The sequence below is a fragment of the Cupriavidus sp. NPDC089707 genome, from assembly GCF_044748965.1.
Taxonomy (GTDB): domain Bacteria; phylum Pseudomonadota; class Gammaproteobacteria; order Burkholderiales; family Burkholderiaceae; genus Cupriavidus.
Window position 1 is genome coordinate 1 of record NZ_JBIVHB010000007.1, and the last position, 23,265, is coordinate 23,265.

Genomic DNA, 23,265 nt, shown 5'->3' on the forward strand with positions numbered 1-23,265 from the left:
CAGCAGCGTGCGTTTGCCGATATCTCCGACGGCATCAGCGCGCTGATGCGCATCATCGAGAACCCCGACGGCATCGCCAGCGGCAAGATCTTCAACATCGGCAACCCGGCCAATATCCACTCGGTGCGCGAGCTGGCCGAGATGATGCTGAAGATGGCGGGAGACTATCCCGAGTACGCCGACGAAGCGCGCAAGACGCGGATCATCGAAACCTCGTCGGGCGACTTCTATGGCAAGGGCTACCAGGACGTACTGCACCGCGTGCCGAAGATCGACAACACCATCGAAGAGCTGGGCTGGAAGCCCGAGGTCACGATGGAGCAGTCGCTGCGCCGCATCTTCGAGGCGTATCGCGGCAAGGTGGTCGAAGCCCGCACGCTGGTCGACTCGGCCAACTGAGCGCGCACCGCAGATGGCACGCATTGCCCTGAAGGTCGACGTCGACACGCTGCGCGGCACGCGCGAAGGCGTGCCGAAGCTGCTGTCGATGCTGGACGCCGCGCAGGCACAGGCCACGTTCCTGTTCAGCCTCGGGCCCGACCATACCGGCTGGGCGCTGCGGCGCGTCTTCCGGCCGGGCTTCCTGAAGAAGGTGTCGCGCACCTCGGTGGTATCCAACTACGGCTTGCGCACGCTGATGTACGGCGTGCTGCTGCCGGGCCCGGACATCGGGCGCAAGGGCGCGGCGGAAATGCGCGCGGCGCGCAGCGCCGGCCACGAGTGCGGCATCCACACCTGGGACCACGTCTACTGGCAGGACAACGTGCGCGAGCGCGATGCGGCATGGACCCGGCGCCAGATGCAGCAGGCGTTTGCGCGCTACACCGAGATCTTCGGCGAACCGCCGGCGACGCATGGCGCAGCCGGCTGGCAGATGAATGAGGACGCGTTCCGCCAGATCGACGACTGGGGCATGGCTTACGCGTCGGATGGCCGCGGCACGGCGCCTTATATCCCCACCATCGACGGCGTGCCGTGCCGGCACGTGCAGATGCCGACCACGCTGCCGACGCTGGACGAGTTGATCGGCACCGACGGGCTGACTGAAGACACCGTCCACACCGCGCTGCTGAAGCTGACCGAAGGCCCGGGCGATCACGTCTTTACGCTGCATACCGAGCTGGAAGGCGGCAAGCTGGCGCCGGTGTTCGAGCGGCTGCTGGCGGGATGGCGCGCGCAGGGGCACGAGCTGGTGTCGATGGCGGTGTGGTATCGCGGGCTGGATCGAAGCGGGTTGCCGGAGTTGCCGGTCACGTGGGGGGAGATTCCGGGGCGGAGCGGGGAGTTGATTGTGCAGCCCGAAGTGGTATCGCGCTGAGCCCCAGCTAACACCGTCGGAACCAGGCACCCCTCTCCCGCTCGCGGGAGAGGGGTGGGGGAGAGGGCAAGAGCATCCACGAAGTGCAAGCTTGTCGTGCTTGCCATGCGCCGGCCCTCTCCCCCGGCCCCTCTCCCGCCTGCGGGAGAGGGGTGCAGACCGTCAGCAGTGGTTAAGCTCCGCGCTGCGATCCCACCCGCAGCCCATTGAACACCACCAGCAAGCTCGCGCCCATATCGGCGAACACCGCCATCCACATCGTCCCCATCCCCATCACCGTCAGCGCCAGGAACACCGCCTTGATGCCCAGCGCCAGCGTGATGTTCTGCACCAGGATGCGCGAGGTGCGGCGCGACAGGCGGACGAACTCCGGGATCTTGCGCAGGTCGTCGTCCATCAGCGCCACGTCGGCGGTCTCGATGGCGGTGTCGGTGCCGGCCGCGCCCATGGCAAAGCCGATATCGGCGCGCGCCAGCGCCGGCGCATCGTTGATGCCGTCGCCGACCATACCGATGCGGCCGCCGCGCGCATGCGCGGCGTCGGTGAGCGCGGCGATGCCGTCCGCCTTGTCCTGCGGCAACTGGTTGCCGCGCGCCTCGTCGATGCCGACCTCGGCTGCAATGGCCTGCGCGGTATGCGGGTTGTCGCCCGACAGCATCAGCGTCTTCACGCCCAGCGCATGCAGTTCGGCAATCGCCTGCCGGCTGGTCTGGCGTACCGTGTCGGCCACCGCAAAGAGCGCCAGCGCGGTGGCCGCGCCGTTGCCGTCGACGCGCGCCAGCAGCACCACGGTCTTGCCTTCGCGCTCGATCGCTTCCAGCCGCGCCTCCAGCGCCGGCGAGCAGGCGCCCAGGTCATGCACCAGCCGGTGGTTGCCCAGTTGGTATTCAACGCCCTGCACCTTTGCGCGGGTGCCGCGTCCGGCGAGCGCCTCGAAATCGTCGACCGGCAGCGTCGCAATGCCCTCGCCCGCCGCCGCTGCAGCCACCGCGCGCGACACCGGGTGGTCCGAGCGCGCGGCCAGACTGGCCGCGATAGCGCGCGCCTGCGGCGGCGCGTCGGCCAGCAGCGCATGGTCGGTCTGCATCGGCTTGCCGTGCGTGATCGTGCCGGTCTTGTCCAGCGCCACCCAGGCCAGATGCCGGCCCTGTTCCAGGTAGACCCCGCCCTTGACCAGGATGCCCCGGCGCGCGGCCGCGGCCAAGCCGCTGACGATGGTCACCGGCGTGGAGATCACCAGCGCGCACGGGCAGGCGATCACCAGCAGCACCAGCGCCTTGTAGATCCAGTCGACCCAGCCGCCGCCCGCAAGCAGCGGGGGCACCACCGCCACCGCCACGGCAATCGCGAACACGGTCGGGGTGTAGATGCGCGAGAACTGGTCGACGAAGCGCTGCGTCGGCGCGCGGCTGCCCTGCGCGGCTTCCACCGCGTGGATGATACGCGCCAGCGTCGAGTCGCTGGCGGGCGCGGTCACGGTGTATTCCAGCTCGCCCGACTGGTTGATCGAGCCGGCGAAGAGCGGATCGCCCTCGGCCTTGTCGACCGGCACGCTTTCGCCGGTGATGGGCGCCTGGTCCAGCGCCGACTGGCCGCGCACGACCTTGCCGTCCAGCGCCACGCGCTCGCCGGGGCGCAGCCGCACCAGCGCGCCGACGGCAACGCCGGCCGCGGACACCGTTTCCCAGCTGCCGTCCTCGCGGCGCACCGTCGCCTGCTCCGGGGCCATCGCCATCAGCCCGCGGATTGCATTGCGCGCGCGGTCCAGCGAGGCGGCCTCGATGCGCTCGGCCAGCGCGAACAGCACCATCACCATCGCCGCTTCGGGCCAGTGGCGCAGCAGCAGCGCGCCGGTGACGGCGATGCTCATCAACGCATTGATATTGAGGTTGCCGTTGCGCAGCGCGATCCAGCCCTTGCGGTAAGTGGTCAGGCCGCCCAGCGCCACCGCCGCCAGCGCCAGCACGGCCGGCAGCCACGGCAGGCCGAGCGCCAGCCACTCGGTCACTTCCGCGCCGACCGCGACCACGCCAGCCAGCGCCAGCGGCCACCACGGCTTGCGTGCGGCGGCCTCGGGCAGCACCTCCCGCGCGGCTTCGGCATCCAGCGGCACCGCCTGCATGCCGAGGCTGCGGATGGCCGCGGCCACCGGCTCCGGCGACGGCAGCGTGTGGTGGACCGTCAGCACCCGCTGGATCAGGTTGAACTCTAGTGCCGCCACGCCGGCCATATTGCCCAGCTTGTTGCGGATCAGCGTTTCCTCGGTCGGGCAGTCCATCGCGTCGATGCGATAGGCGGCGGCGCGGGCGCCCGCCGGCACCTCGACCGGCGCGGCGGCGGCGGGTGTCAGGGGGATCGTCGAGGCGCAGCCGCCGCCGCAGCAGGCGTGCGCCGTGGCGGCCGGGGCTGCGTGCGAATGTCCGTGAGCATGGCCATGATCGCCGTCGTGATCGTGTTCATGATCGTGTTCGTGGCCATGCACATGGCGGTGTGCGGAGTGATCGTGCCCCGGGCCAGCATGATCCCGGGGCAGTGCGTCTTCAGGTGACGTGCGAGCCATCTCTTGTTATTCACGTGGTTTGACCTGATGACATTGAAGACCCTGTAGCGGCTACAGAGTCAAGCGGGCCCTCAGTGCTCGCAGTTGACCATCCACGACATGCCAAAGCGGTCAACCAGCATGCCGAAGCCTTCGGCCCAGAACGTTTTCTGGTACGGCATCACCACCTGCCCGCCTTCGGCCAGGCCGTTGAAGATGCGCTCGCCTTCGTCCTTGCTGACCGCGCCGACCGAAAGACTGAAGCCGCTGAAGGCCGGACGCTCGCCGGGGCGGCCATCGGACGCCATCAACTGGGTCTCGCCGAACTGGATATTGGCGTGCATCACCTTGTCCTTCCAGTCTTCCGGGATCTGCATGCCCTGGTCCGGCGGCGCCTCCTTGTAGCGCGTCGCAAATGTCACCTGCGCGCCCAGCACCTTGCCGTAGAACGCCACGGCTTCGTCGAAGCGGCCGCCAAAATCCAGATAGGGTTGCACCTGCATGTCACTCTCCTTGTGGGTTGTGATCCTGGTTGCGTACGGATGCGCCGGCCGGAGTTGCCGCTGCCGGCACGCGCGCCATTATGCGCGCGTGCCGGGCCCATGCAAGCGCAGCGGGTCCGCAGTGGGCCGCAGTTGACCCACTGCTGGCCCATTCAGGCCACCATGGCAGGAGCCTGCGCCGCTGCGGCCGAGGTTTCAGCCGGGAACTGCAACGAGAACACCGTTTCGCCGTCGACGCTGCGCACGGTCACGCCGCCGCCATGCAACCGCATGATGGTGTCGACGATTGCCAGCCCGAGGCCGGTGGAGGTGGCGGAATTGCGGCGCGACGGGTCTGCGCGGTAGAAGCGGCCGAAGATATGCGGCAGGGTATCCGGCGGGATTGCCAGTCCCGCATTGCTGACGCGGATGCAGGTGTTGGCCGCCCCACCCGGCGCGGGAACGCGCGTGGCATCCAGCCGCACCGTGGTGCCGGCGGGCGCATGGCGCAGCGCGTTGTCGAGCAGGTTGGTGACCGCGCGCCGCAGCAGCGTCTGGTCGGCCTGCACCAGCGCGTGTCCGCCAACCGCCAGCGTGACGTCGCGGTCGGCCGCGACCGCCTCGAAATACTCGGCCATCTTGTCGAGCTCTTCACGCGCATCCAGCATGCGCACGCCGAGCGCCACCTGCGCATGGTCGGCGCGCGCGAGGAACAGCATGTTCTCGATCATGCGCGCCAGCCGCTCGTACTCTTCCAGGTTCGATTCGAGCAGCGCCTCGTATTCCGCCACGCCGCGGCTTTGCGCCAGCGTCACCTGGGTCTGGCCGATCAGGTTGCTGATCGGGGTGCGGAAATCGTGCGCCAGGTCGGCCGAGAACTCGGACAGCCGCGAGAAGCTGTCCTGCAGCCGCGCCAGCATGTCGTTGAGCGCGGCCGCCAGCTCGCGCAGCTCGGCGGGCGCGCTGCCCACATCGAGCCGCGTGGCGAGCCGGCTGGTGGTCACCGCGGCCGCATCGGTTGCCATGCGCCGCAGCGGCCGCAGCCCGCGCCGCGCCAGCACGAAACCAAGCCCGGCCGCCACGGCCGCGCCGCACAGCGTCGCCCACAGCAGCCGGTAGCGGTATTCGCGGATGAGTGCCACGCGGTAGCCGGCATCGCGCAGCACCACGATCTCGACTGCCCTGTCGGAATCGCCGAGCTGGCCCAGCGCGGCAATGCCGCGCGAGGGCACGCCGTTGCGCGGATACCAGGTCTGCAGCATGTCCTTCTCAGGCTGCGTGTTGGCCGGCAGCACGCGCAGCGGCGGCACGGCCTCGTTGCGCGGATTGAGCGTGACCAGCGGCTCGCCCTGGCGCGTGCGCACCACCAGGATCAGCCCTTCATGGCCCATGGCGATATCGGCAAACCGGTGCGTATCGGCGCGGATCTCCGCCTCGCTGCGCACTTCGCGCAGCAGGTGGCGCACCAGCAGCACTTCGCCGACCAGCTCGCTCTCATCGCGGCCCTCCAGTTGCGCCGACAGCGCGCTGGACAGGTAAGCGGCCACGCTGACCAGGATCGCGGCCGTGGCCAGCCCGTACGCCAGCGCCAGCCGCGTGATAAGGGACGACGGCAGCCGCATCATGCCGCGGCGGGCCCGAAGCCATCGCTGTCTTCGCCATCATCCAGCACATAGCCCATGCCGCGCCGGGTATGGATCAGCTTGCGCGGAAACGGGTCGTCGACCTTGGCGCGCAGGCGCCGGATCGATACGTCGACCACGTTGGTATTGCTGTCGAAGTTGACGTCCCACACCTGGGACGCGATCAGCGAGCGCGACAGCACCTCGCCACGGCGGCGCGCCAGCAGGTACAGCAGTGCGAACTCCTTGGAAGTCAGGTCGATCTTCTGGCCGGCACGCACCACGCGGCGGCGGATGGCATCGATCTGCAGGTCGGCCACTTCAATGAACTCGCTCTCGCGCAGCGGCCCGCGACGCAGGATGGTGCGGATGCGCAGCACCAGCTCCGCGAAGGCGAACGGCTTGACCATGTAATCGTCGGCGCCAAGTTCCAGGCCTTTGAGGCGGTCGGACAGCTCGTCGCGTGCGGTCAGGAACAGCACCGGCGTGTCGCGCTCGCGGCGCAGCTCGCGCAGCACCTGCCAGCCGTCCAGGTTCGGCAGCATCACGTCCAGCACGATCAGGTCGTAGGGGTGCTCGCGCGCGTGGGCCAGGCCGTCGACGCCGTCGCGCGCCAGGTCCACCACAAAGCCGGATTCGGTGAGGCCCTTGAGCAGGTAATCGCCCGCCTTGGGTTCGTCCTCGACAATCAGGATACGCATGTGTCAGTCACTTTCCGGCGGCGCCAGTGCCGCCATGGCGTAACGCTAGCCGAGGATGGCCGCAAATGGGCAAAGATTTCAGAAATGTCATTGCAAACACCGGCTTTTTGCGGGTAAATGCCAGTAAAATGCGCGGTGGCCGCCGGCCTGGCCGATGGTTCCCCCGCGCGCCGCGCGCTTCTTTCCTAGCTTTCCAGCTTTCCTGTCCGCTTAGTCTCTGCCCGCCTGATGAAACGCCTGCCGCGCCTGTCGAATTCCCTGCTGCTGTCGCTTGCCCTGATCGCGCTGCCCGTGTCCGGCAGCGCCGGGGCCGTGGCGACCGTATGCAGCGCGGTGCAGGCCGCGGGGCTGTCGCTGCCGGAGCGGCATGCAGCGGCCAAGATGGAAGCCGAAGCCGCACTGGGCGGCGGCGAAGGCAGCTGCCGCAGCGCCGCCGTGCAAGTCATGGCGGAACCCGGCGGACAAGGCGTGCCGCTGCAATTGCAGGACGCCGGCTCGCCGCAGCCGTCGGACGACGACACCGCAACGCTGCCGGTGCAGCCTGCCGCCGCGGCGGGCGAACTGCCGGAATTGCCGCCCGAGGTGATGGCCCACTGGGCGCATGTGGCGCCGATGGCGACCCCGGCGGTATTCAACGACCTGCTGCATTTCGCCACGCGCTGCTGAAGCGCCATTGCCGCCCCTGGCGGCGTTCCTGACTGCTACCCGTTGACTGCCACACAGCCGCTGCCGCTGCGCGTGCGGCTTATGTGCAGCTATGTTCGGCTATTCGACGCGGAAAAACTCGATCGATTGTCCCGCATTGACCGCACGCTGCAGCCAGTCGGGGTATTCACCCTCGCCATCCCAGCTTTGCCCCATGGCATTGCGGTAGAGCGGACGCGGTGCACCATTGGCTTTGGCGCTGACAACACCTGGGCCGGCCTCGGGCGCGGGCTTGCGTGAGGATTCCACAGCAGGCGCCGGGACCTTGTCAAAGCACCCCGCGGCGACCAGGTCGTCAAGCGTCAGCGCGTGACGGTCCATTTGCTCGTGGATCCACGCCACCGCAGCGAGTTTGGCTGAATCAGACTCGGACATGACTTTCGTGAGAGGCCCGCTGCATTCCCGCGGGCAATGAAGACCGGCGATGGAACCGCAAGCCGGTCGGATAGCCATGATTCTACAGCCTTTGCCGGCGCTGCCGACATTTGCGCGCGACGTTGCAGCGCAATTCCTTGCATTCGCCGTGCGCTTGCCGCGCAAGCCAATGCTGCATGACGGCAATGTCATGTGGGCGTCATGCTGGCGTGGATGGCGAGTGCCTAGACTTCTCTCTAACGCCACCCGTCCCGGGCTGGCAATCTTACGGAGAAGCATCCATGCAAGCACTCAGGCAAGTCTTTGTCGCCACCGCACTGGTTGCGACCGTGATCGGCACCGCGCAAGCTGCACCGCGCAGCGTCGATCCGTTCAGCGACGGCGCGCACAGCGTCACCGGCACGCGCAGCTCGTTCACCGACGGCGCGCATGCCGCCACCGGCACCCGCAGCAGCTTTACCGATGGCGCCCACACCGCCACCGGCCCGCGCAGCACGTTCACCGACGGCGCGCACAACCCGAACGGCCCGCGCGACGGCTTCAGCGACGGCGCCTGATCTCCGCCACCCATCACCCGCCGCTCGGCCGCCACGCCGCGCACGCGAGACCGCATCAGCGCACCGCGCCGTAGATCCGGCGCGCATCCTCGGCGTCGGCGATCGGCCGGCCCAGCGTGAGCCCGCCCTGCACGGCCTGCGCCACCAGGGCGGCGTTGCCGGGCGCGCGGCTGCCGTCGCGCAGCAGCAGGTTGTTCTCGAAACCCACCCGCACATGCCCGCCGAACGCGGCGGCCGCGGTCACGCAGGCATTCTCTTCGCGGCCAAAGGCGCAGATCGCCCACGGCAGCGCATCGTCGCTTTCCGCGGCCACCTGCAGGAACGGCAGCAGGTCGTGTGGCGACGAAACCTGCCCCGCCGAATACCGCCCCAGCACATACAGCAGCGACCACGCGCCCGCCGGCACCAGCCCGCGTGCACGCAGCGCATACCAGCGGCGCACGTCGGCCGCGTCGTACAGGATCACCTGCGTCATCACGCGTTCGCGCGCCAGCCAGGCAAAGAACGCGGCCAGCTCGCCTTCCGGGATCTCTGGCACCGCCACCTCGCGCAGGCCCACTGACACGGCTTCGGGCCGCAGCTCGCGCACCATCGCCATCTGCGCGGGAGCCTTGTACACGCCGGCGGCTTCGCTGGTCACCTGCACCAGCAGCGCGTCTCCAACCGCCTGCTTTACGGCGGCGAGCGCGTCGCGGTAGGCCTGCACGTCGAGCGAATGGCGGCCCTGCGCGTCGCGCACGTGCATATGCATCATGGCGGCGCCGGCATCGAGGCAGGCGCGCGCTTCCTGTGCCAGCGACGCGGCGGTCAGCGGCACCGCGGGATGGTCGGCAGCCTGCTTGTAGGCACCGTTGGGGGCCACCGTGACGATCAGCGGCGAATCGGCCAGCGCTGCGCGGGTGGCGGCGGATGGTGTCGAGGCGGACGGATTGGCTTGGGTCATGGCTGGATCTCGGGCAATTCAGGGGCGATCAGATCGAGGCCGGCGCGCAGCAGGCGGTCGTAGCGCGCGCGCTCGGCGGCAATGGCTTCGGGGCTCCACATATAGAAGCCCTCGCCGCGCTTCATGCCATGGCGGCCGTCGGCGGCGCGCTCGGCCAGGCAGCGCGCGGGATGGTCGTCGTTGCAGAAGCTCGGGTACATGGTGGCACCGGCGGCGGCATGCACGTCGATGCCGGCATGGTCGCGCTGCAGCACCGGGCCCGCGGCCAGGAAGCGGAAGCCGAAGCCGAAGCGCACCGCCGCATCCACGTCCTCGGGCGAGGCAATGCCGCGGTCGATCAGGCTGAAGGCCTCGCGCGACAGCGCGTGCTGCAGCCGGTTGGCGAGGAAGCCCGGCAAGTCCTTGCGCACTTTCACCGGCACCATCGCGCAGCGGCGCATGAACGCGACCAGCGCGTCGGCGCCGCCTTCGTCGCTGTCCTCGCCCATCACCACTTCGACCAGCGGCACCAGGTGCGCCGGCATGAAGAAATGCAGGCCCAGCATGCGCTCGCGCGTATCCAGCCCGGCGCCGATCGCGCTGATCGGGAAGCTGGAGCTGTTGCTGGCGAGCACCGTGTCCGGCCGCGCGCGCCGGACCAGTTGGGCGAACAGTTGCTGCTTGAGTTCCAGGCGCTCGGGGATGCACTCGATCACGAGGTCGACGGTCTCCCAGTCAACCTGGTCCAGCGTGGCGGCCACGGACAGGCATGCGGCGCCTCCTTCGGCGCGGCCGATGGCGGCCAGGTTGTCGCGCACCCGCTCGGGCAGCGCGGCGCCGCGCGTAGCATCGGGCTCGATCACGGTGGTGCGGCACAGGGCGCGGGTCAGCACCACGGCAACGTCGGCGCCCATGGTGCCGCCGCCCACTATCACCGCATGGGCGGCGCCGGGACGGCCCAGCAGGCTGGCAGTGACCGGTTCGGTCGGGTTCGGCATAGGTACTCCGGGGAAATCCTGAAGGATTGGCGGGCTGCCCGGCGGCCACAGTGGCGCGCCGGACAACGGAATCCCGGCAGTGTAGAGAACTCGCTTTGATTGATGAAGTCGATTCTATGGATAAAATGATCCATAAATCAGATCAATCGCACGATCCGCCCTGTCGTACCTCTCATGTTCTCCGCGGCGCACCCCGCGCCCGCCACTGCCTGACCATGAAACTCAACCTGTCGATGCGGGACATCGAGACCACGCTGGTACTCGGCCGCACACTCAACTACCGCCAGGCCGCCAGCCAGCTGCACCTGTCGCAGTCCGCCCTGTCCACGCAGATCCAACGCATTGAGGAATCGCTTGGCGTGCGGCTGTTCGACCGCACCACCCGCACCGTGCGCCTGACCGCCGCCGGCCAGGTCTTCATGCAGCAGGCCGCGCTGTTGCAGGCCGCCTTCCGCGGCGCCATCGATGCCGTGACCGGCATTGCCAGCGCCGAGCGCGGCCAGGTGGCCGTGGCGGCGCTGCCTTCGCTGGCGGCCCGCATGCTGCCGCGCGTGCTGATGGCTTACCACCGGGCACGCCCGGAAGTGGCGCTGAAGGTCATCGACACGCTGTCCGGCCCCGCCTTTGACCTGGTGCGCGCCGGCGAGGTGGACTTTGCGCTGACCGCAGCCGATCCGCAGCAGGCCGACCTGCACTACGAGCCGTTGCTGTCCGACCGCTTCGTGCTGCTGATCCCGTCGGCGCACCCGATGGCGCGCAGCAGCGGCCCGTTGCGCTGGGCCGATACTGCCGCCGCGCCGCATGTATCGATGACGCATCCCAGCAGCGTGCGCCAGTACGCCGAATGGGCCTTCCTGCAGAACAAGATCCGCTTCCAGCCGGTGTTCGAGGCCGAGCACCTGGCCACCATCGCGGCCATGGTCGAATGCGGCTTCGGCGTGGCGGCGCTGCCCGAGATCGCAGCTGGCACCGTGCGCCAGCCCGGCGTCGTCGAGCGGCTGCTGACCGCGCCCGTGACCGAGCGCTCGATCGGGCTGGTGACCTCGCGCAACCGCACACTGTCCCCCGCCGCCGCCGAACTTGCCGCGGCGGTGCGCGCGCAACTGGCGCATCCCGCCGCGGCGGGGGCCGGTGCCACGGAGGCCAGCGCATGAGCATCATCGTCGATATCCTGATCCTGGCCGGCGCGCTGCTGGCCATCGTCGCGGTGGTGCAGGTCGCGGCCGCGCGGCTGGTGCTGCCCGAATCCACGCTGCTGTCGGCGATCGGCATTGCCATCGGCGCCGGCTATGTTGCCATCGACGCCTCCCACCCCGACTTCGCGCAGCACTTCCTGCATCCGCTGATCGACCCCGCGCTGCCGCCCGAGGCCTAACTGGGGATCTTCCTGCCGCCGCTGCTGTTCCACGCGGCGCTGACCGCCGACGTGCGCAGCATGCTGCCCGATGCGGCGCCGATCCTCCTACTGGCGGTGGTGGCGGTGGTGGTGGCCACTGTGATGATCGGCGTAGCCACCGCCGCGGCCAGCGGCATGCCGCTGGCGGTGTGCCTGCTGCTGGGCGCGGTGGTCGCCACCACCGACCCGGCCGCGGTGATCGCGATCTTCCGCGACGTGGGCGCGCCCGCGCGGCTGATCCGGCTGGTGGAAGGCGAGAGCCTGCTGAACGACGCCGCCGCCATCGCCATCGTCGGCGTGCTGGTGGCAATGCTGACCGGCCACGGCGCGCAGGCGACGCTGGGCGCGGGGCTGCGCGAACTGGCGTGGTCCTTCGTCGGCGGCGTGCTGTGCGGCGTGCTGGCCGGGCGTTTGCTGTCCGACCCGCCTGACTATCGGCCTGGTCACGCTGGCCACGCGCGAGCGCGAGCTGATCCCGGAGTATGGCGACGGCGTGATCTCGGTCGCCAACCTTGACGCGATGATGCGCAATACCTCGCAGATGATCGATGCCGCGCGCGAGCAGGGGCGCATCGGCTACAACCGCGCGGCACGCCATATCCTCGACTATCACGTCGCTTCGAACTGCTGATCTGCCGCCAGACCGTGCTGGACCGGCTGCGGCGATACAACCGCTCGATGCTGACGCCGGTGTTCGGCGCGCGCATGGCGACGGTGCTCGACGGCGTGCTGGAGGACCGCTTCCAGGCCGCCGGCGAAGGGTTGGCCGAGATGCGGGAGAAATTTGGCGACTACACCGAGGCGCTGGAACGGCGCCTGCTGATGCTGTTTGCGCTGCGCAAGGGCAGGCTGTCCCTGGAAACGATGCGCGAGGAGGCAGTGATTTCCAAGCAGGCGTTCAACCAGATCGCCCAGGTGATACAGCAGGCATGGCTTGCCAACCTGTTGCGGCCACCGCTGCGCGGCGTGCAGCAGGGGCGTCAGGGGCTCCGGGGGCTCCGGGAAAGGCCCGGCGCGCAGCCAGGCCCGCAAGCCTCAGGAAGGGTCTTTGGTACGGGTGCGGGAGACGGCCATCATGATGCCGACGCCGAGCACGATCAGGCAGGCAATGCCGATATAAACGGTCGCGAGGCCGGCCGTTGACATCGCCCAGGCGATGCCGCCAACCAGGACCAGCAAGCCAATGATGTATAGCGCGAATGACATGAATCGGCTCCTTGCGGTGGTGACGCTGGTGGTGACGCTGCTTCCAATGTAGGCAGCGCCGCGCGCGCAAGGGATAGGACGATGGCGGACGGCGGCGTAGGCGGGTTCTGACTTCGCTGTGATGCCGCTGCCACGCCGCGGTGGCGGCGACGCCGTCCGGGTCCGCTCAGGGATCCAATCAATGGATGCGCTCAGGGATCCGCTCAGGGATCCGCTCAAGCAGCGCCCCGCGCCTGCTCCGCGGCGAGATAGGCATCGCGCGACGGCAGCAAGTGGCGCCGGCACAGGTCGACCAGCACCTCGCGGTCGCCCTGCTGCAACGCCTCGATCATGGCCCAGTGCTCCTGCCGCGCGCGCTCGCGATAGGCCGCCGCCGCCAGCGTGCCGAAGCGTATCGGGTGGGTGCGGCGCGCATAGTCGCCGATAGCCTGCTGCAGCACGGCATTGCCGGTCAGCGCGAACAGCTCGCGGTGGAAGCCCTGGTTGATGCGGAACACCGCGCGCGCATCGCCGGCGGTCACGGCGGCGTCGTGCTGCCTCTGCACGGCGACCAGCGGCGCCAGCCGCGCGGGCGGCACCGGCAGGTCGATCTGCGCAGCCGCATGGCATTCCAGCACTTCGCGCAGTGCGTACAGTTCCAGCACCTCGCGCGCGGAGAACGCGCGCACCACCGCGCCGACGTTGCGCTTGCGCTCTACCACGCCAATCGCCTCCAGCCCCGCCAGCACCTGCCGCACCACATGCCGCTTGAGGGCGAAGCGCACCATCAGGTCGTCCTCGATCAACCGTTCGCGCGGATGCAAGCGGCCGAAGACAATGTCTTCCTCCAGCGTATCGACCGCCTGCTGCAGGGCGCCGGCTTCGGCCTGCGGGGTGACGTCGTGCATGGCTCAGCGCTGGTGCGGCACGGTATCGACCGTCTGCGTCGCACGCAGGAAGTCGAAGTCGACGCCCTGGTCGGCCTGCGTCACGGTCTCCAGGAACAGCTTGCGGTAGCCGCGCGCGGCGTGCGGGCGCTCCACCGGCTGCGCCGCGGCGCGGCGCGCCAGTTCGGCGTCATCGACCAGCAGCGTGAGGTCGCGCTCGCGCACCGACAGGCGGATGCGGTCGCCACTCTGCACCAGCGCCAGCGGCCCGCCGATGGCCGCTTCAGGCGTCACGTGCAGCACGATGGTGCCGGCCGCGGTGCCGCTCATGCGGCCGTCCGATATGCGCACCATGTCCTTGACCCCGGCGCGCGCCAGCTTGCGCGGGATCGGCATGTAGCCGGCTTCCGGCATGCCGGGCGCGCCGGTGGGCCCGATGCGCTTGAGCACCAGGATATCGTCGGCCTTGACGTCGAGCGTTTCATCGTCGATGCGCAGCGCCATGTCCTCGGCGTTCTCGAACACCACGGCACGGCCCTCGTGCTCCATCAGCACCGGATCGGCGGCGGACTGCTTGATGATGGCGCCACCAGGCGCCAGGTTGCCGCGCAGCACGGCCAGGCCGCCGGCCGGATAGATCGGGTCGACAGCGCTGCGGATCACATCCTGCGTGAACGGGGGCGGGGCGGCGTCAAGCTCTTCGCCGAGCGTGCGGCCGGACACGGTCAGCGTGTCCAGGTGCAGCAGCGGACGCAGTTCGCGCAGCAGCGTGGCCATGCCGCCGGCCTTGTGGAAGTCCTCCATGTAGTGCTGGCCCGAGGGCTTGAGATCGACCAGCACCGGCGTCTCTCGGCTCATCCTGTCCAGGCCCGCCAGGTCGATATCGATGCCGAGGCGACCGGCGATGGCAGTCAGGTGGACGATGCCGTTTGTCGAGCCGCCGATCGCCAGCAGCACGCGCAGGGCGTTTTCGAAAGCCTTGCCGGTCAGGATGCGGTCCGGCGTCAGGCGCGCCTTGGCCATCGCCACGGCCGTGGTGCCGGTACGCTCCGCCACGCGGATGCGGTCGGCCGTCACCGCGGGCGCCGACGCACCGCCGGCCACCATCATCCCGAGTGCCTCGGTCACGCACGCCATGGTGCTGGCCGTGCCCATCACCGAGCAGGTGCCGACGCTGGCCACCAGCTGGTTGTTGACGTCGCCGATCTCGGTGGCATCGATCTCTTCCGCACGATAGCGGCCCCAGTAGCGGCGGCAGTCCGTGCAGGCGCCCACGCGCTCGCCGCGATGGGCGCCGGTGAGCATCGAGCCGGTGACCAGCTGGATCGCCGGCACCCCGGCCGAGGCCGCGCCCATCAGCTGCGCAGGCACAGTCTTGTCGCAGCCGCCGATCAGCACGACCGCGTCCATGGGCTGCGCGCGGATCATTTCCTCGGTGTCCATCGACATCAGGTTGCGCAGGTACATGCTGGTCGGCGCCGAAAAGCTCTCATGCACCGAGATGGTCGGGAAATCCACAGGCAGCCCGCCAGCGAGCATCACGCCGCGCCTCACCGCGTCGATCAGCTGCGGCGCGTTGCCATGGCAAGGGTTGTAGCTGCTGCCGGTGTTGACGATGCCGATCACCGGGCGCGACAGCGCGTCGTCGGTATAGCCCGCACCCTTGATAAAGGCCTTGCGCAGGAAGAGCGAGAAGCCGGTGTCGCCGTAGTTGGTCAGGCCCTTGGCCAGACCTTGCGGCTGGGCGGCGTCGGGCTTGCTGGGGTCGTTGGCGGACATGGGGCTATCTCCAATAAAATTATTGATAATCGACGGACTGAAGCTTAGCGGCCAATGCAGGCGTGGTGCAAGCCCGGCATCGCACTGGATTCATTAATTTGATTTTGAGATCAGTCGATAGAAAAATACGGCTTCATCAATCAAGAGGTGCAGCCTACACTTGGCCCCGAAAACGAGCCGGGCGTTCATGGCGGCCACGCGCCGCCCGCCAATCCATTCCCATTCCAACGATTCCCCGGCACAGGAGACCCACATGCCTGGCATTTCGCTCACGGCCTCTCGCGCCATCGCCGCGCCGCGCCACGTCCCTCGCCGCACCGCTCGCCGCTCCATCCTGGTCGCTGCGCTTGCAGTTGCCGGCACGCTGGTCGCCCCGGTGATGGGCATCGCGGCGGAAGCCTACCCCGCCAAGCCGATCCGGCTGGTCGTGCCCTACCCGCCCGGCGGTGCCACCGACGTGATCGGCCGCACGCTGGCCCAGCGCCTGTCCACCACGCTCGGCCAGCAGGTCGTGGTCGACAACCGCGCCGGCGCCGCGGGCAATATTGGCGCCGAACTGGTCGCCAAGTCGCCCGCCGATGGCTATACCCTGCTGATGGGCGCGCTCACCAGCCACGCCATCAACGCCGCGCTGTACAAGAGCCGCGTTCCTTACGACCTGGAGAAAAGCTTCGCGCCGGTAGCAGTCGTCGGCACCGTGCCGCTGGTGTTCGTGGTCAATCCTTCGGTCAGCGCCAGCAGCCTGCCGCAACTGGTCTCGCTGGCCAAGTCCAAGCCCGGCGCCATCACCTTCGCCTCGGCAGGCAACGGTTCTCCGCAGCACCTGGCCGGCGAGATGTTCAAGCGCATGGCCGGCGTGGAGATGCTGCACGTGCCATACAAGGGCAGCGGACCGGCCATGACCGACCTGATCGGCGGGCAGGTGCTGAGCATGGTCGAGACCGTTCCCGCGGCCCAGGCCTACGTCAAGAGCGGCAAGATCCGCGCCCTGGCGGTGGCCTCATCCGAGCGCGTCAACGCGCTGCCCGACGTGCCGACCGCCACCGAAGCCGGGCTGAAGGACTTCGAAGTCAGCTCGATGTTCGGCATCGTCGCACCGGCCGGCACGCCGGCGCCGGTGATCGACCGGCTCAGCGCCGACCTGAAGAAGATCCTGGCCGAGCCTGAGGTCCAGGCCACCCTGCTCAAGCAAGGGGCGATTGCCACGTGGACGACGCCGGCACAGGCGAGTGCGCGAATCAAGGCGGAGGTCGTCAAGTGGAATACGGTAATCCGGGAGGCGGGGGTGAAGCCGGAGTAGTCAGGGCCTCCGCTAAGCAGTGACATGGGTATAGTTGCCGCCCTCGTCACTCTGTTACGCCCCCCATTCCGCTTTGTTGTATCTGTGCCCCGCCTGTTCTCGTCCTTATACTCTGGGGCCGGGCGCGGCCTTAGCGCCGCGCCCTCACCGATTCCACAAACAGATCAAGCAACGGAGCAGCAGCATGCGTGTCGCATTTCTCGGCCTGGGCGTCATGGGTTTCCACATGGCCGGCCACCTCGCCGCCAAAGGGCACGAGGTCACGGTCTACAACCGCACCGCCGTCAAGGCACAGGCCTGGGTCGCGCAGTTCGGCGGCAAGGCGGCAGCGACCCCGGCACTGGCGGTGCGGGACGCACAGGTGGTGTGCTCCTGCGTCGGCAATGACGACGACCTGCGCGCGGTGCTGACCGGCCCCGACGGCGCCTTCTTCGGCGCGCCGAGCGGCTGCATTTTCGTCGACCACACCACGGCCAGCGCCAATGTCGCGCGCGAGCTCTACGCGGCGGCCGGCGAGCGTGGCCTGCACTTTGTCGACGGCCCAGTCTCGGGCGGCGAAGTCGGCGCGGAAAAAGGCATCCTGACCATCATGTGCGGCGGCGATGCCGACGTCTACGCGCGCGCCGAGCCGGTCATTGCTGCCTATGCCCGCGCCGTCACGCGCATCGGCGAGGCCGGCGCGGGGCAACTGGCCAAGATGGTCAACCAGATCAGCATTGCCGGCCTGATTCAGGGCCTGTCGGAAGCCATTGCCTTTGGCGAGCGCGCTGGTCTGGACATGCCGCTGGTACTGGATGTCATCAGCAAGGGCGCCGCCGGATCCTGGCAGCTGGAAAACCGCGGCCCCACCATGATCGACAACGAGTTCGATTTCGGCTTCGCCGTGGACTGGATGCGCAAGGACCTGGGCCTGTGCCTGGACGAATCGCGCCGCAACGGCGCCACGCTGCCGGTGACGGCGCTGGTCGACCAGTTCTATGCCGACCTGCAGCAGATGGGATGTGGCCGCGCCGACACCTCGTCGCTGATCAAGCGCCTGCGGGGGCATGGCAGGGAGGCCTGAGGTAGCGGCTGCGTCGCTTGCCGTCGTCCGATTCCTACAGCGATTTCGGCGCGTGCCGGAAAGGCCGCCAGCCGGCCCGCGTCTAAGCTGGACGCATGGGCCCGTCCACCTGGGCTGGCCCGGCAACGATGCAGGAGACCATCATGTGGAAACTCGCAGGCGCGCTCCTGATAGGCGCAAGCATGGCGCTGGCTGGCTGTACCGCGGCGGGCGCAGTTGCCGGCGGTGTGGCCGGCCATGAACTGACAGACGGCAGCGCGGCCGGTACCATCGGCGGCGCCGTGGTCGGCGGCGTGATCGGGCACGAACTGGGCAAGTAACAGATGGCAGCCAGCTGGCAGCCTGGCGCTGATCGGCAAAGCAAGGAAGGCCGCATTACGCGGCCTTCCTTGCTTTGCATGACCGGCGTGCTCAGCGCAGGTGCCGGGGCTCCGCCTTGCCGGCAAGCCGCAAGCGCCGCCACAGCAGCAACGGCAGCCGCACCACGCAACCTGCCAGCAGCCGCAGGTGCATCCCGGTCAGCAGCAGGTTGTCACGCAGGTAGCGGAAGTGCGAGACACCGCCTTCGCCCCGTGCAAAGTAGCGGACCGGTGCGGCCACATTGATGGGGCGGACACCACGCCAGCACAGGCGGACCGCCGCTTCGGGATCGAAATCGAAGCGCCGCATCCAGCGCGTCTCGCGCATCACCGCGCGCAGCGGCGCGATCGGGTAGACGCGGAAGCCATAGAGAGAATCGCCGATCCCGGTCCATAGCGTCTCGACATCGGCCCAGAAATTAGACATGCGCCGCCAGTAGACCCGTTCGCGGGGCGCGCTGGCATCGAATACCGGCCGGCCCAGCACCATCGCGTCGGGCTCGCGCTGCGAGATGGCCATGAACTCGCCGATCAGGTGGGCAGGATGCTGGCCGTCCGCATCCATGACCAGCACATGGGTAAAACCCTCGGCCGCCGCGGCTTCAATGCCATGCAGCACGGCCGCGCCCTTGCCCTGGTTGGTGGGCAGCGTCAGCACGCGCAGCGCCGGGTAGGCGGCCTCGGCCTCCGCCTGCAACCAGCGATCGCTGCCGTCGGTGCTGCCGTCGACCACTACCCATACCGGCGTCCAGGCTGCGCGCGCGGCCTGCAGCGTGTCGTGCAGGCGCATGCCGGGGTTGTAGCTGGGGATCAGCACGAGGTGGGAACGCTGCGCCGCGTCGGCGCCCGGGGTCGGCACCGAGGGCACCGGGCGTGGCGTGGCATGCTGGGGCATGTCGCGCACCGGATCCCGGGTGGCGGGCTTAGCTGGCGCGCTGCGCCGCGACGTAGGCGGCGAGGCTGCCAAGGGAGGCGAAAATGGCTTTGTTGTCGGGATTGTCCGAACGCAGTTCGACCCCGTACTTGCGCGACACCAGCAAGGCAATTTCCAGGATGTCGATGGAGTCCAGCCCGAAGCCTTCGCCGTAAAGCGGCGTGTCGGCCGTGACGTCTTCCAGTCGCAGGTCTGCGATGTCGAGTTCGTCGATGATCAGGCGGGCGAGTTCGGTTTCGAGTTCGGTCATGTTGCAGCTAAAGGGCGCCGCGGCACGCAGCCGGGCCGGATCGTCCCGGCGCGCCGTGGAGGCCAGCCGATGCTACCAAAGGCCCCGATGGCGGGCCAGTCGAGAGAAGTTTGGTAACAACATCAACCGGGCTTTGGGGAATCCTGGCACCGCGTACCGGGTCTTTTAAGGTATAAAGCGTTCGCTTCGCAGCTTGGCGCACAATCGAAGGTTTTGGGTTCCGCCAATCCTGGGCCGCCGATTGAAGCGCTGTTTGCTACACATGATAACGACTAACGATGTCCTCGAGCCAATCTTCCTTCTCCCACGCCCGGTCTATCCAGGACCAGCCGATCGCCAGGGCCGGTACGCCGGAGGCAACACCCGTGGCGGCCGGCCGGGGATGGATGCTTGGGGTCGCCGGTTTCGTCGCTTATGAATGCGGGCTGCATTATGCCGCCCATCGGCCGGGAGCCGAAGTCGCCGCATTGTTTCTTGGCGTCCTTCCGTTCCTGGCGATCGGTTTCCTGACGGCGCTGCGCACGGCCGGACGCAAGCCGGCGCTGTTGGCACTGTTTGCGGCATGCGCCGCGCTCTGGCTTTGGCGTACACCGCTGTCGCACCATTTCGGCTGGACGTACCTGATGCAGCACGCCGGCGTCAACATTGCCCTCGGCCTGATGTTCGGCCTGACCCTGCGTGCCGGCCGCACGCCATTGTGTGCGCAGATCGCCTCGGCGTTGCACGGCGACCTGACGCCGTCGCACGCCCGCTATGCACGGCGCGCGACGCAGGCCTGGACCCTGTTCTTCGCGGCCATGGCGGGCGCCTCGACACTGCTGTTCGTGCTGGCACCGGTGGCGACCTGGTCGAACTTCGCCAACCTCGGCACGCCCTTGCTGATCGCCGCGATGTTCGCCGCCGAAGCGGCATGCCGCCGCATCGCCTTTCCCCGCATGCGCCACGGCGGTCTGCTTGATGCGGTGCACGGCTATCGCGCCGTGATGGCGGCCCGGGCGGCCCGGACCGTGGCACCGGCCCGCACCGGGATGCCGCGCTGAGGCGCGCCGCACCTCCGCCCGCACCTCCGCCATGACAGCGATTCCGCTCATCGCGCACACCGACCCTGCCGCCATCCTGGCGTGGGTACAGGGCCGCCCCGTCACAGTGCGCAAGTTCCTGGCCGACGTGGCGCTGTTGAGCGCCGCGCTGCCGGACGGAGACCACGTCTTCAACGCCTGCGCCGACCGCTACCGCTTCACCGTCGGCCTGTGCGCCGCGCTGCTGCGCGGCAAGGCCACGCTGCTGCCGTCGTCGCAAACCCCCGAGACGGTACGCCAGCTCCGTGCATTCGCGCCGGACGTGTTTTGCCTGCGGGACCAGCCGGCCCCGACCATGGCAATGCCAGTGTTCGATTATCGCCAGGGCGCCGCCGCCGCCGCGGATGCGAACGTATGCCCCGATGTGCCTTTGGTCCCTTCGGTGCCTTCGATTCCTGCCGACCGTGTCCTGGCCTACGTCTTCACCTCCGGCTCGACCGGCACCCCGGTGCCGCATCGCAAGACCTGGGGCGCGATGGCCCGCGGCGCGCGTGCCGCGGCGCAACGGCTGGGCCTGTGCGACGGGCGCGAATGGACCCTGGTCGGCACGGTGCCGCCGCAGCATATGTTCGGCCTGGAGGCCACCGTCATGCTGGCGCTGCAGGGCGGTGCCGCGCTGGCGTCGGCGCCTGCGTTCTACCCGGCCGACGTACGCGACGCACTGGCCGCGGTGCCCGCACCGCGCGCGCTGGTCAGCTCGCCGGTACACCTGCGCACGCTGGTGCAGGCAGACATGACCATGCCGGGCGCCGACCTGCTGTTATGCGCCACCGCGCCGCTTGGCCGCGATCTGGCTGCCGCCGCGGAAGCCCTGTTCCACGGCCCGTTGCGTGAAATCTACGGCAGCACCGAGACCGGCCAGCTTGCCACCCGCCGCACCGCGCAAGAAGACATCTGGACGCTGGTGCCCGGCGTCCGGCTGCAGCCACGTACGGCGGACGGCGGCGAAGACACCCTGACATGGGCCGAGGGCGGGCATATCGAGCAACCGGTGGCGCTCGGCGACGCCATCGAACCGCTGGATGCCGGACACTTCCTGCTGCACGGGCGCCAAGGCGACCTGCTCAATATCGCCGGCAAGCGCACCTCGCTGGCCTACCTTGACCACCAGCTCAATGCCATCGACGGCGTGCAGGACGGCGCCTTCTTCATGCCCGGCGACAGCCACGAAGGCGATGCACAGGGTCACGTGGTACGGCTGGTGGCGGTCGTCGTCGCGCCGGGCATGACATCGGCGGCGCTCCTGCAGGCGCTGCGCGAACGCATTGATCCCGCCTTCCTGCCGCGTCCGCTGCTGTTGGCCGAACGCCTGCCGCGCAACGCCGCCGGCAAGCTGCCGCGCGACGCGCTTGCGGCGCTGGTGGCAGAGTTGTCCTACGCGCGGGATGCCGCACCCGCCCTGCCCGCCCTGTCCACCCTGTCCGCACTGCCCGCCTTTGTCATCGACGCCGGCCACCCCGCCATGGCCGGCCATTTCCCCGGCAATCCGATCGTGCCCGGCGTGGTGCTGCTCGACCACGCCTTGCTGGCGCTCGGGTCCGCGCTGGGGCGGCCGCTGGTGCCCACGCAGGCCGGGACGATCAAGTTCCTGAGCCCGGTGCGCCCAGGCGAGCGCGTGGAGATCGAACACGACGCCGAGCCGGCCGCGGATGGCAGCGACCGCTTGTGCATCAAACTGCGCAGTGCCGGACGCGAAGTGGCCAGCGGCACCTTGCAACTGCGCGCTCGCGCATCGGAGGGCACGCCATGCTGACGTGGCTGTGGAAACGGCACGCGCCGGTGGAGACCGCCGACTGGTCCCGGCGCAAAGAGCGCAGCAACATCCCGCTGCTGCGCGTCATGACGTGGATCTCCCTGGCGCTGGGCCGCCCGGCCGGGCGCGTGGTGCTGCACTGGATCGCGGCCTATTTCACGCTGTTCTCGCCGGCGGCGCGCCATGCTTCGCGCGCCTACCTGGATCGCGCGCTGGGCCGCGAGGCCAACTGGATCGACGGCTACCGGCATGTGTTCACCTTTGCCTCGACCATCCACGATCGCATCTACCTGCTCAACGACCGCTTCGACCTCTTCGACATCCGCCTCCATGGCGAAGGCTTGCTTGAAGCCGCCATGGCGCGCGGCCGCGGCGCGATCCTGCTGGGCGCGCACCTGGGCAGCTTCGAGGTCGTGCGCGCGCTCGGCCGGCAGCATCCGGACATGGAGGTCGCCATCACCATGTACGAGGAAAACGCGCACAAGCTCAATGACGTGCTGCAGTCGATCAACCCCGCCATGCGCCAGGACGTGATCGCGCTGGGCCGCTTCGACACCATGCTGCGCGTGCGCGACTACCTCGACCGTGGCTACATGATCGGCATGCTGGCCGACCGCACCTTGTCGCAGCGCGCCACCGATCCGGTGCAGCAATGCGACTTCCTCGGCGCGCCCACCGGCTTCCCGACCGGGCCGCTGCGCATGGCCGCCATGCTGCGCCGGCCGGTGTTCTTCATCACCGGCCTGTATCGCGGCGGCAACCGCTACGATGTCCATTTCGTGCCGCTGGCGGACTTCTCGCAGACCGCGCGCGGCCAGCGCGAAGCCGCGGTGCAGTCGGCACTGGACGGTTATGTGCGGCTGCTGGAGAAATTCAGCCGCAAGGCGCCGTACAACTGGTTCAACTTCTATGACTTCTGGCACGCCGGCCCGCCGCTCTCCGAGCAGCCGCCGCCGGGCAACGAGCCATGAGCCATGACCTCTCGAGCGTTTTGAAAGCCTTCGACTCCGACCCGATCTTTTCCGCCAGGCGCGGCAGGCCCGCCCAGCCCATTATCCGCG

At 68.9% G+C, this 23,265-nt stretch carries 21 protein-coding genes and 2 pseudogenes; 12 read left to right on the forward strand and 11 right to left on the reverse strand.

The genetic code is table 11. The features are described from left to right. A pseudogene (locus ACIP1U_RS13325) lies at positions 1–399 on the forward strand (bifunctional UDP-4-keto-pentose/UDP-xylose synthase); the annotation flags it as partial. 13 nt (positions 400–412) lie between these two features. Next, entirely contained in the window at positions 413–1,318 is a 906-nt protein-coding gene (locus ACIP1U_RS13330) for a polysaccharide deacetylase family protein (protein WP_400315456.1), read from the forward strand. Between the two features lie 172 nt (positions 1,319–1,490). Here ACIP1U_RS13330 and ACIP1U_RS13335 read toward each other — a convergent pair whose 3' ends face one another. From ACIP1U_RS13335 to ACIP1U_RS13350, 4 genes are all read right to left on the reverse strand, one after another. After that, a complete protein-coding gene (locus ACIP1U_RS13335; protein WP_400315458.1) occupies positions 1,491–3,878 on the reverse strand; it encodes a heavy metal translocating P-type ATPase in 2,388 nt (795 codons plus the stop codon). Between the two features lie 71 nt (positions 3,879–3,949). Further along, positions 3,950–4,360: a VOC family protein gene (locus ACIP1U_RS13340; RefSeq protein ID WP_400315461.1), complete on the reverse strand. Its 411-nt coding sequence runs from the start codon at positions 4,358–4,360 to the stop codon at positions 3,950–3,952. Positions 4,361–4,512: 152 nt separating this feature from the next. Beyond that, positions 4,513–5,964 carry a heavy metal sensor histidine kinase gene (locus ACIP1U_RS13345; protein WP_400315464.1) on the reverse strand — a complete coding sequence of 484 codons (1,452 nt, stop codon included), beginning with the start codon at positions 5,962–5,964 and terminating at the stop codon, positions 4,513–4,515. Continuing rightward, a complete protein-coding gene (locus tag ACIP1U_RS13350) occupies positions 5,961–6,662 on the reverse strand; it encodes a heavy metal response regulator transcription factor (protein WP_209754424.1) in 702 nt (233 codons plus the stop codon). Before ACIP1U_RS13350 ends, ACIP1U_RS13345 begins: the two co-directional genes overlap by 4 nt. 228 nt (positions 6,663–6,890) lie before the next feature. Between ACIP1U_RS13350 and ACIP1U_RS13355 the strand changes: the two genes are divergently transcribed. Then, positions 6,891–7,328, forward strand: a complete 438-nt coding sequence (locus ACIP1U_RS13355; RefSeq protein WP_400315467.1) for a hypothetical protein — start codon at positions 6,891–6,893, stop codon at positions 7,326–7,328. Positions 7,329–7,427: 99 nt separating this feature from the next. Here ACIP1U_RS13355 and ACIP1U_RS13360 read toward each other — a convergent pair whose 3' ends face one another. Further along, complete coding sequence (locus ACIP1U_RS13360; protein ID WP_400315469.1) at positions 7,428–7,742, reverse strand: histone-like nucleoid-structuring protein; 315 nt, start codon at positions 7,740–7,742, stop codon at positions 7,428–7,430. 281 nt (positions 7,743–8,023) lie between these two features. On the opposite strand from ACIP1U_RS13360, the gene ACIP1U_RS13365 reads away from it, so the two are divergent. Continuing rightward, positions 8,024–8,299, forward strand: coding sequence for a hydroxyquinol 1,2-dioxygenase (locus ACIP1U_RS13365; RefSeq protein ID WP_400315471.1), 276 nt, complete (start codon positions 8,024–8,026; stop codon positions 8,297–8,299). A 55-nt stretch (positions 8,300–8,354) separates the two neighbouring features. Here ACIP1U_RS13365 and ACIP1U_RS13370 read toward each other — a convergent pair whose 3' ends face one another. After that, complete coding sequence (locus ACIP1U_RS13370; RefSeq protein WP_400315473.1) at positions 8,355–9,242, reverse strand: 3-keto-5-aminohexanoate cleavage protein; 888 nt, start codon at positions 9,240–9,242, stop codon at positions 8,355–8,357. Next, entirely contained in the window at positions 9,239–10,219 is a 981-nt protein-coding gene (locus ACIP1U_RS13375) for a 3-hydroxyacyl-CoA dehydrogenase family protein (protein WP_400315475.1), read from the reverse strand. The genes ACIP1U_RS13370 and ACIP1U_RS13375 overlap by 4 nt, the downstream gene beginning before the upstream one ends. Before the next feature lie 215 nt (positions 10,220–10,434). On the opposite strand from ACIP1U_RS13375, the gene ACIP1U_RS13380 reads away from it, so the two are divergent. Together ACIP1U_RS13380 and ACIP1U_RS13385 are read left to right on the forward strand one after the other, a co-directional pair. Beyond that, positions 10,435–11,373 carry a LysR substrate-binding domain-containing protein gene (locus ACIP1U_RS13380; RefSeq protein WP_400315477.1) on the forward strand — a complete coding sequence of 313 codons (939 nt, stop codon included), beginning with the start codon at positions 10,435–10,437 and terminating at the stop codon, positions 11,371–11,373. Beyond that, a pseudogene (locus tag ACIP1U_RS13385) lies at positions 11,370–12,758 on the forward strand (cation:proton antiporter). The gene ACIP1U_RS13380 and the pseudogene ACIP1U_RS13385 overlap by 4 nt, the downstream one beginning before the upstream one ends. A gap of 278 nt (positions 12,759–13,036) precedes the next feature. On the opposite strand, the gene ACIP1U_RS13390 reads toward ACIP1U_RS13385, so the two are convergent. Then, positions 13,037–13,708: a GntR family transcriptional regulator gene (locus tag ACIP1U_RS13390; RefSeq protein WP_400315480.1), complete on the reverse strand. Its 672-nt coding sequence runs from the start codon at positions 13,706–13,708 to the stop codon at positions 13,037–13,039. A gap of 3 nt (positions 13,709–13,711) precedes the next feature. After that, positions 13,712–15,466, reverse strand: coding sequence for an IlvD/Edd family dehydratase (locus ACIP1U_RS13395; protein ID WP_400315482.1), 1,755 nt, complete (start codon positions 15,464–15,466; stop codon positions 13,712–13,714). A 253-nt stretch (positions 15,467–15,719) separates the two neighbouring features. Here ACIP1U_RS13395 and ACIP1U_RS13400 point away from each other — a divergent pair, with 253 nt between their 5' ends. The 3 genes from ACIP1U_RS13400 (at position 15,720) to ACIP1U_RS13410 (ending at position 18,149) form a co-directional block, all read left to right on the forward strand. Further along, the gene (locus ACIP1U_RS13400) at positions 15,720–16,766 is read left to right on the forward strand and encodes a Bug family tripartite tricarboxylate transporter substrate binding protein (protein WP_400315484.1); all 1,047 of its coding nucleotides are present in this window, start codon (positions 15,720–15,722) and stop codon (positions 16,764–16,766) included. A 163-nt stretch (positions 16,767–16,929) separates the two neighbouring features. Next, on the forward strand, positions 16,930–17,829 hold the full coding sequence (locus tag ACIP1U_RS13405) for an NAD(P)-dependent oxidoreductase (protein WP_400316071.1): 900 nt from the start codon (positions 16,930–16,932) through the stop codon (positions 17,827–17,829). A 143-nt stretch (positions 17,830–17,972) separates the two neighbouring features. After that, the gene (locus ACIP1U_RS13410) at positions 17,973–18,149 is read left to right on the forward strand and encodes a glycine zipper 2TM domain-containing protein (RefSeq protein ID WP_400315486.1); all 177 of its coding nucleotides are present in this window, start codon (positions 17,973–17,975) and stop codon (positions 18,147–18,149) included. A 91-nt stretch (positions 18,150–18,240) separates the two neighbouring features. Here the strand turns inward: ACIP1U_RS13410 and ACIP1U_RS13415 are convergent, their stop codons facing one another. Together ACIP1U_RS13415 and ACIP1U_RS13420 are read right to left on the reverse strand one after the other, a co-directional pair. Continuing rightward, positions 18,241–19,083, reverse strand: a complete 843-nt coding sequence (locus ACIP1U_RS13415) for a glycosyltransferase family 2 protein (protein ID WP_400315489.1) — start codon at positions 19,081–19,083, stop codon at positions 18,241–18,243. Positions 19,084–19,111: 28 nt separating this feature from the next. Then, on the reverse strand, positions 19,112–19,372 hold the full coding sequence (locus ACIP1U_RS13420; protein WP_400315492.1) for a phosphopantetheine-binding protein: 261 nt from the start codon (positions 19,370–19,372) through the stop codon (positions 19,112–19,114). Between the two features lie 386 nt (positions 19,373–19,758). Between ACIP1U_RS13420 and ACIP1U_RS13425 the strand changes: the two genes are divergently transcribed. From ACIP1U_RS13425 to ACIP1U_RS13435, 3 genes are read left to right on the forward strand one after another with little or no spacing between them, the layout of a single operon-like run. Further along, the gene (locus ACIP1U_RS13425) at positions 19,759–20,412 is read left to right on the forward strand and encodes an acyl carrier protein (RefSeq protein ID WP_400316074.1); all 654 of its coding nucleotides are present in this window, start codon (positions 19,759–19,761) and stop codon (positions 20,410–20,412) included. 31 nt (positions 20,413–20,443) lie between these two features. After that, the gene (locus tag ACIP1U_RS13430) at positions 20,444–22,204 is read left to right on the forward strand and encodes an AMP-binding protein (RefSeq protein ID WP_400315494.1); all 1,761 of its coding nucleotides are present in this window, start codon (positions 20,444–20,446) and stop codon (positions 22,202–22,204) included. Further along, complete coding sequence (locus ACIP1U_RS13435; RefSeq protein WP_400315496.1) at positions 22,198–23,175, forward strand: acyl-CoA synthetase; 978 nt, start codon at positions 22,198–22,200, stop codon at positions 23,173–23,175. The genes ACIP1U_RS13430 and ACIP1U_RS13435 overlap by 7 nt, the downstream gene beginning before the upstream one ends. Positions 23,176–23,265: the final 90 nt, after the last annotated feature.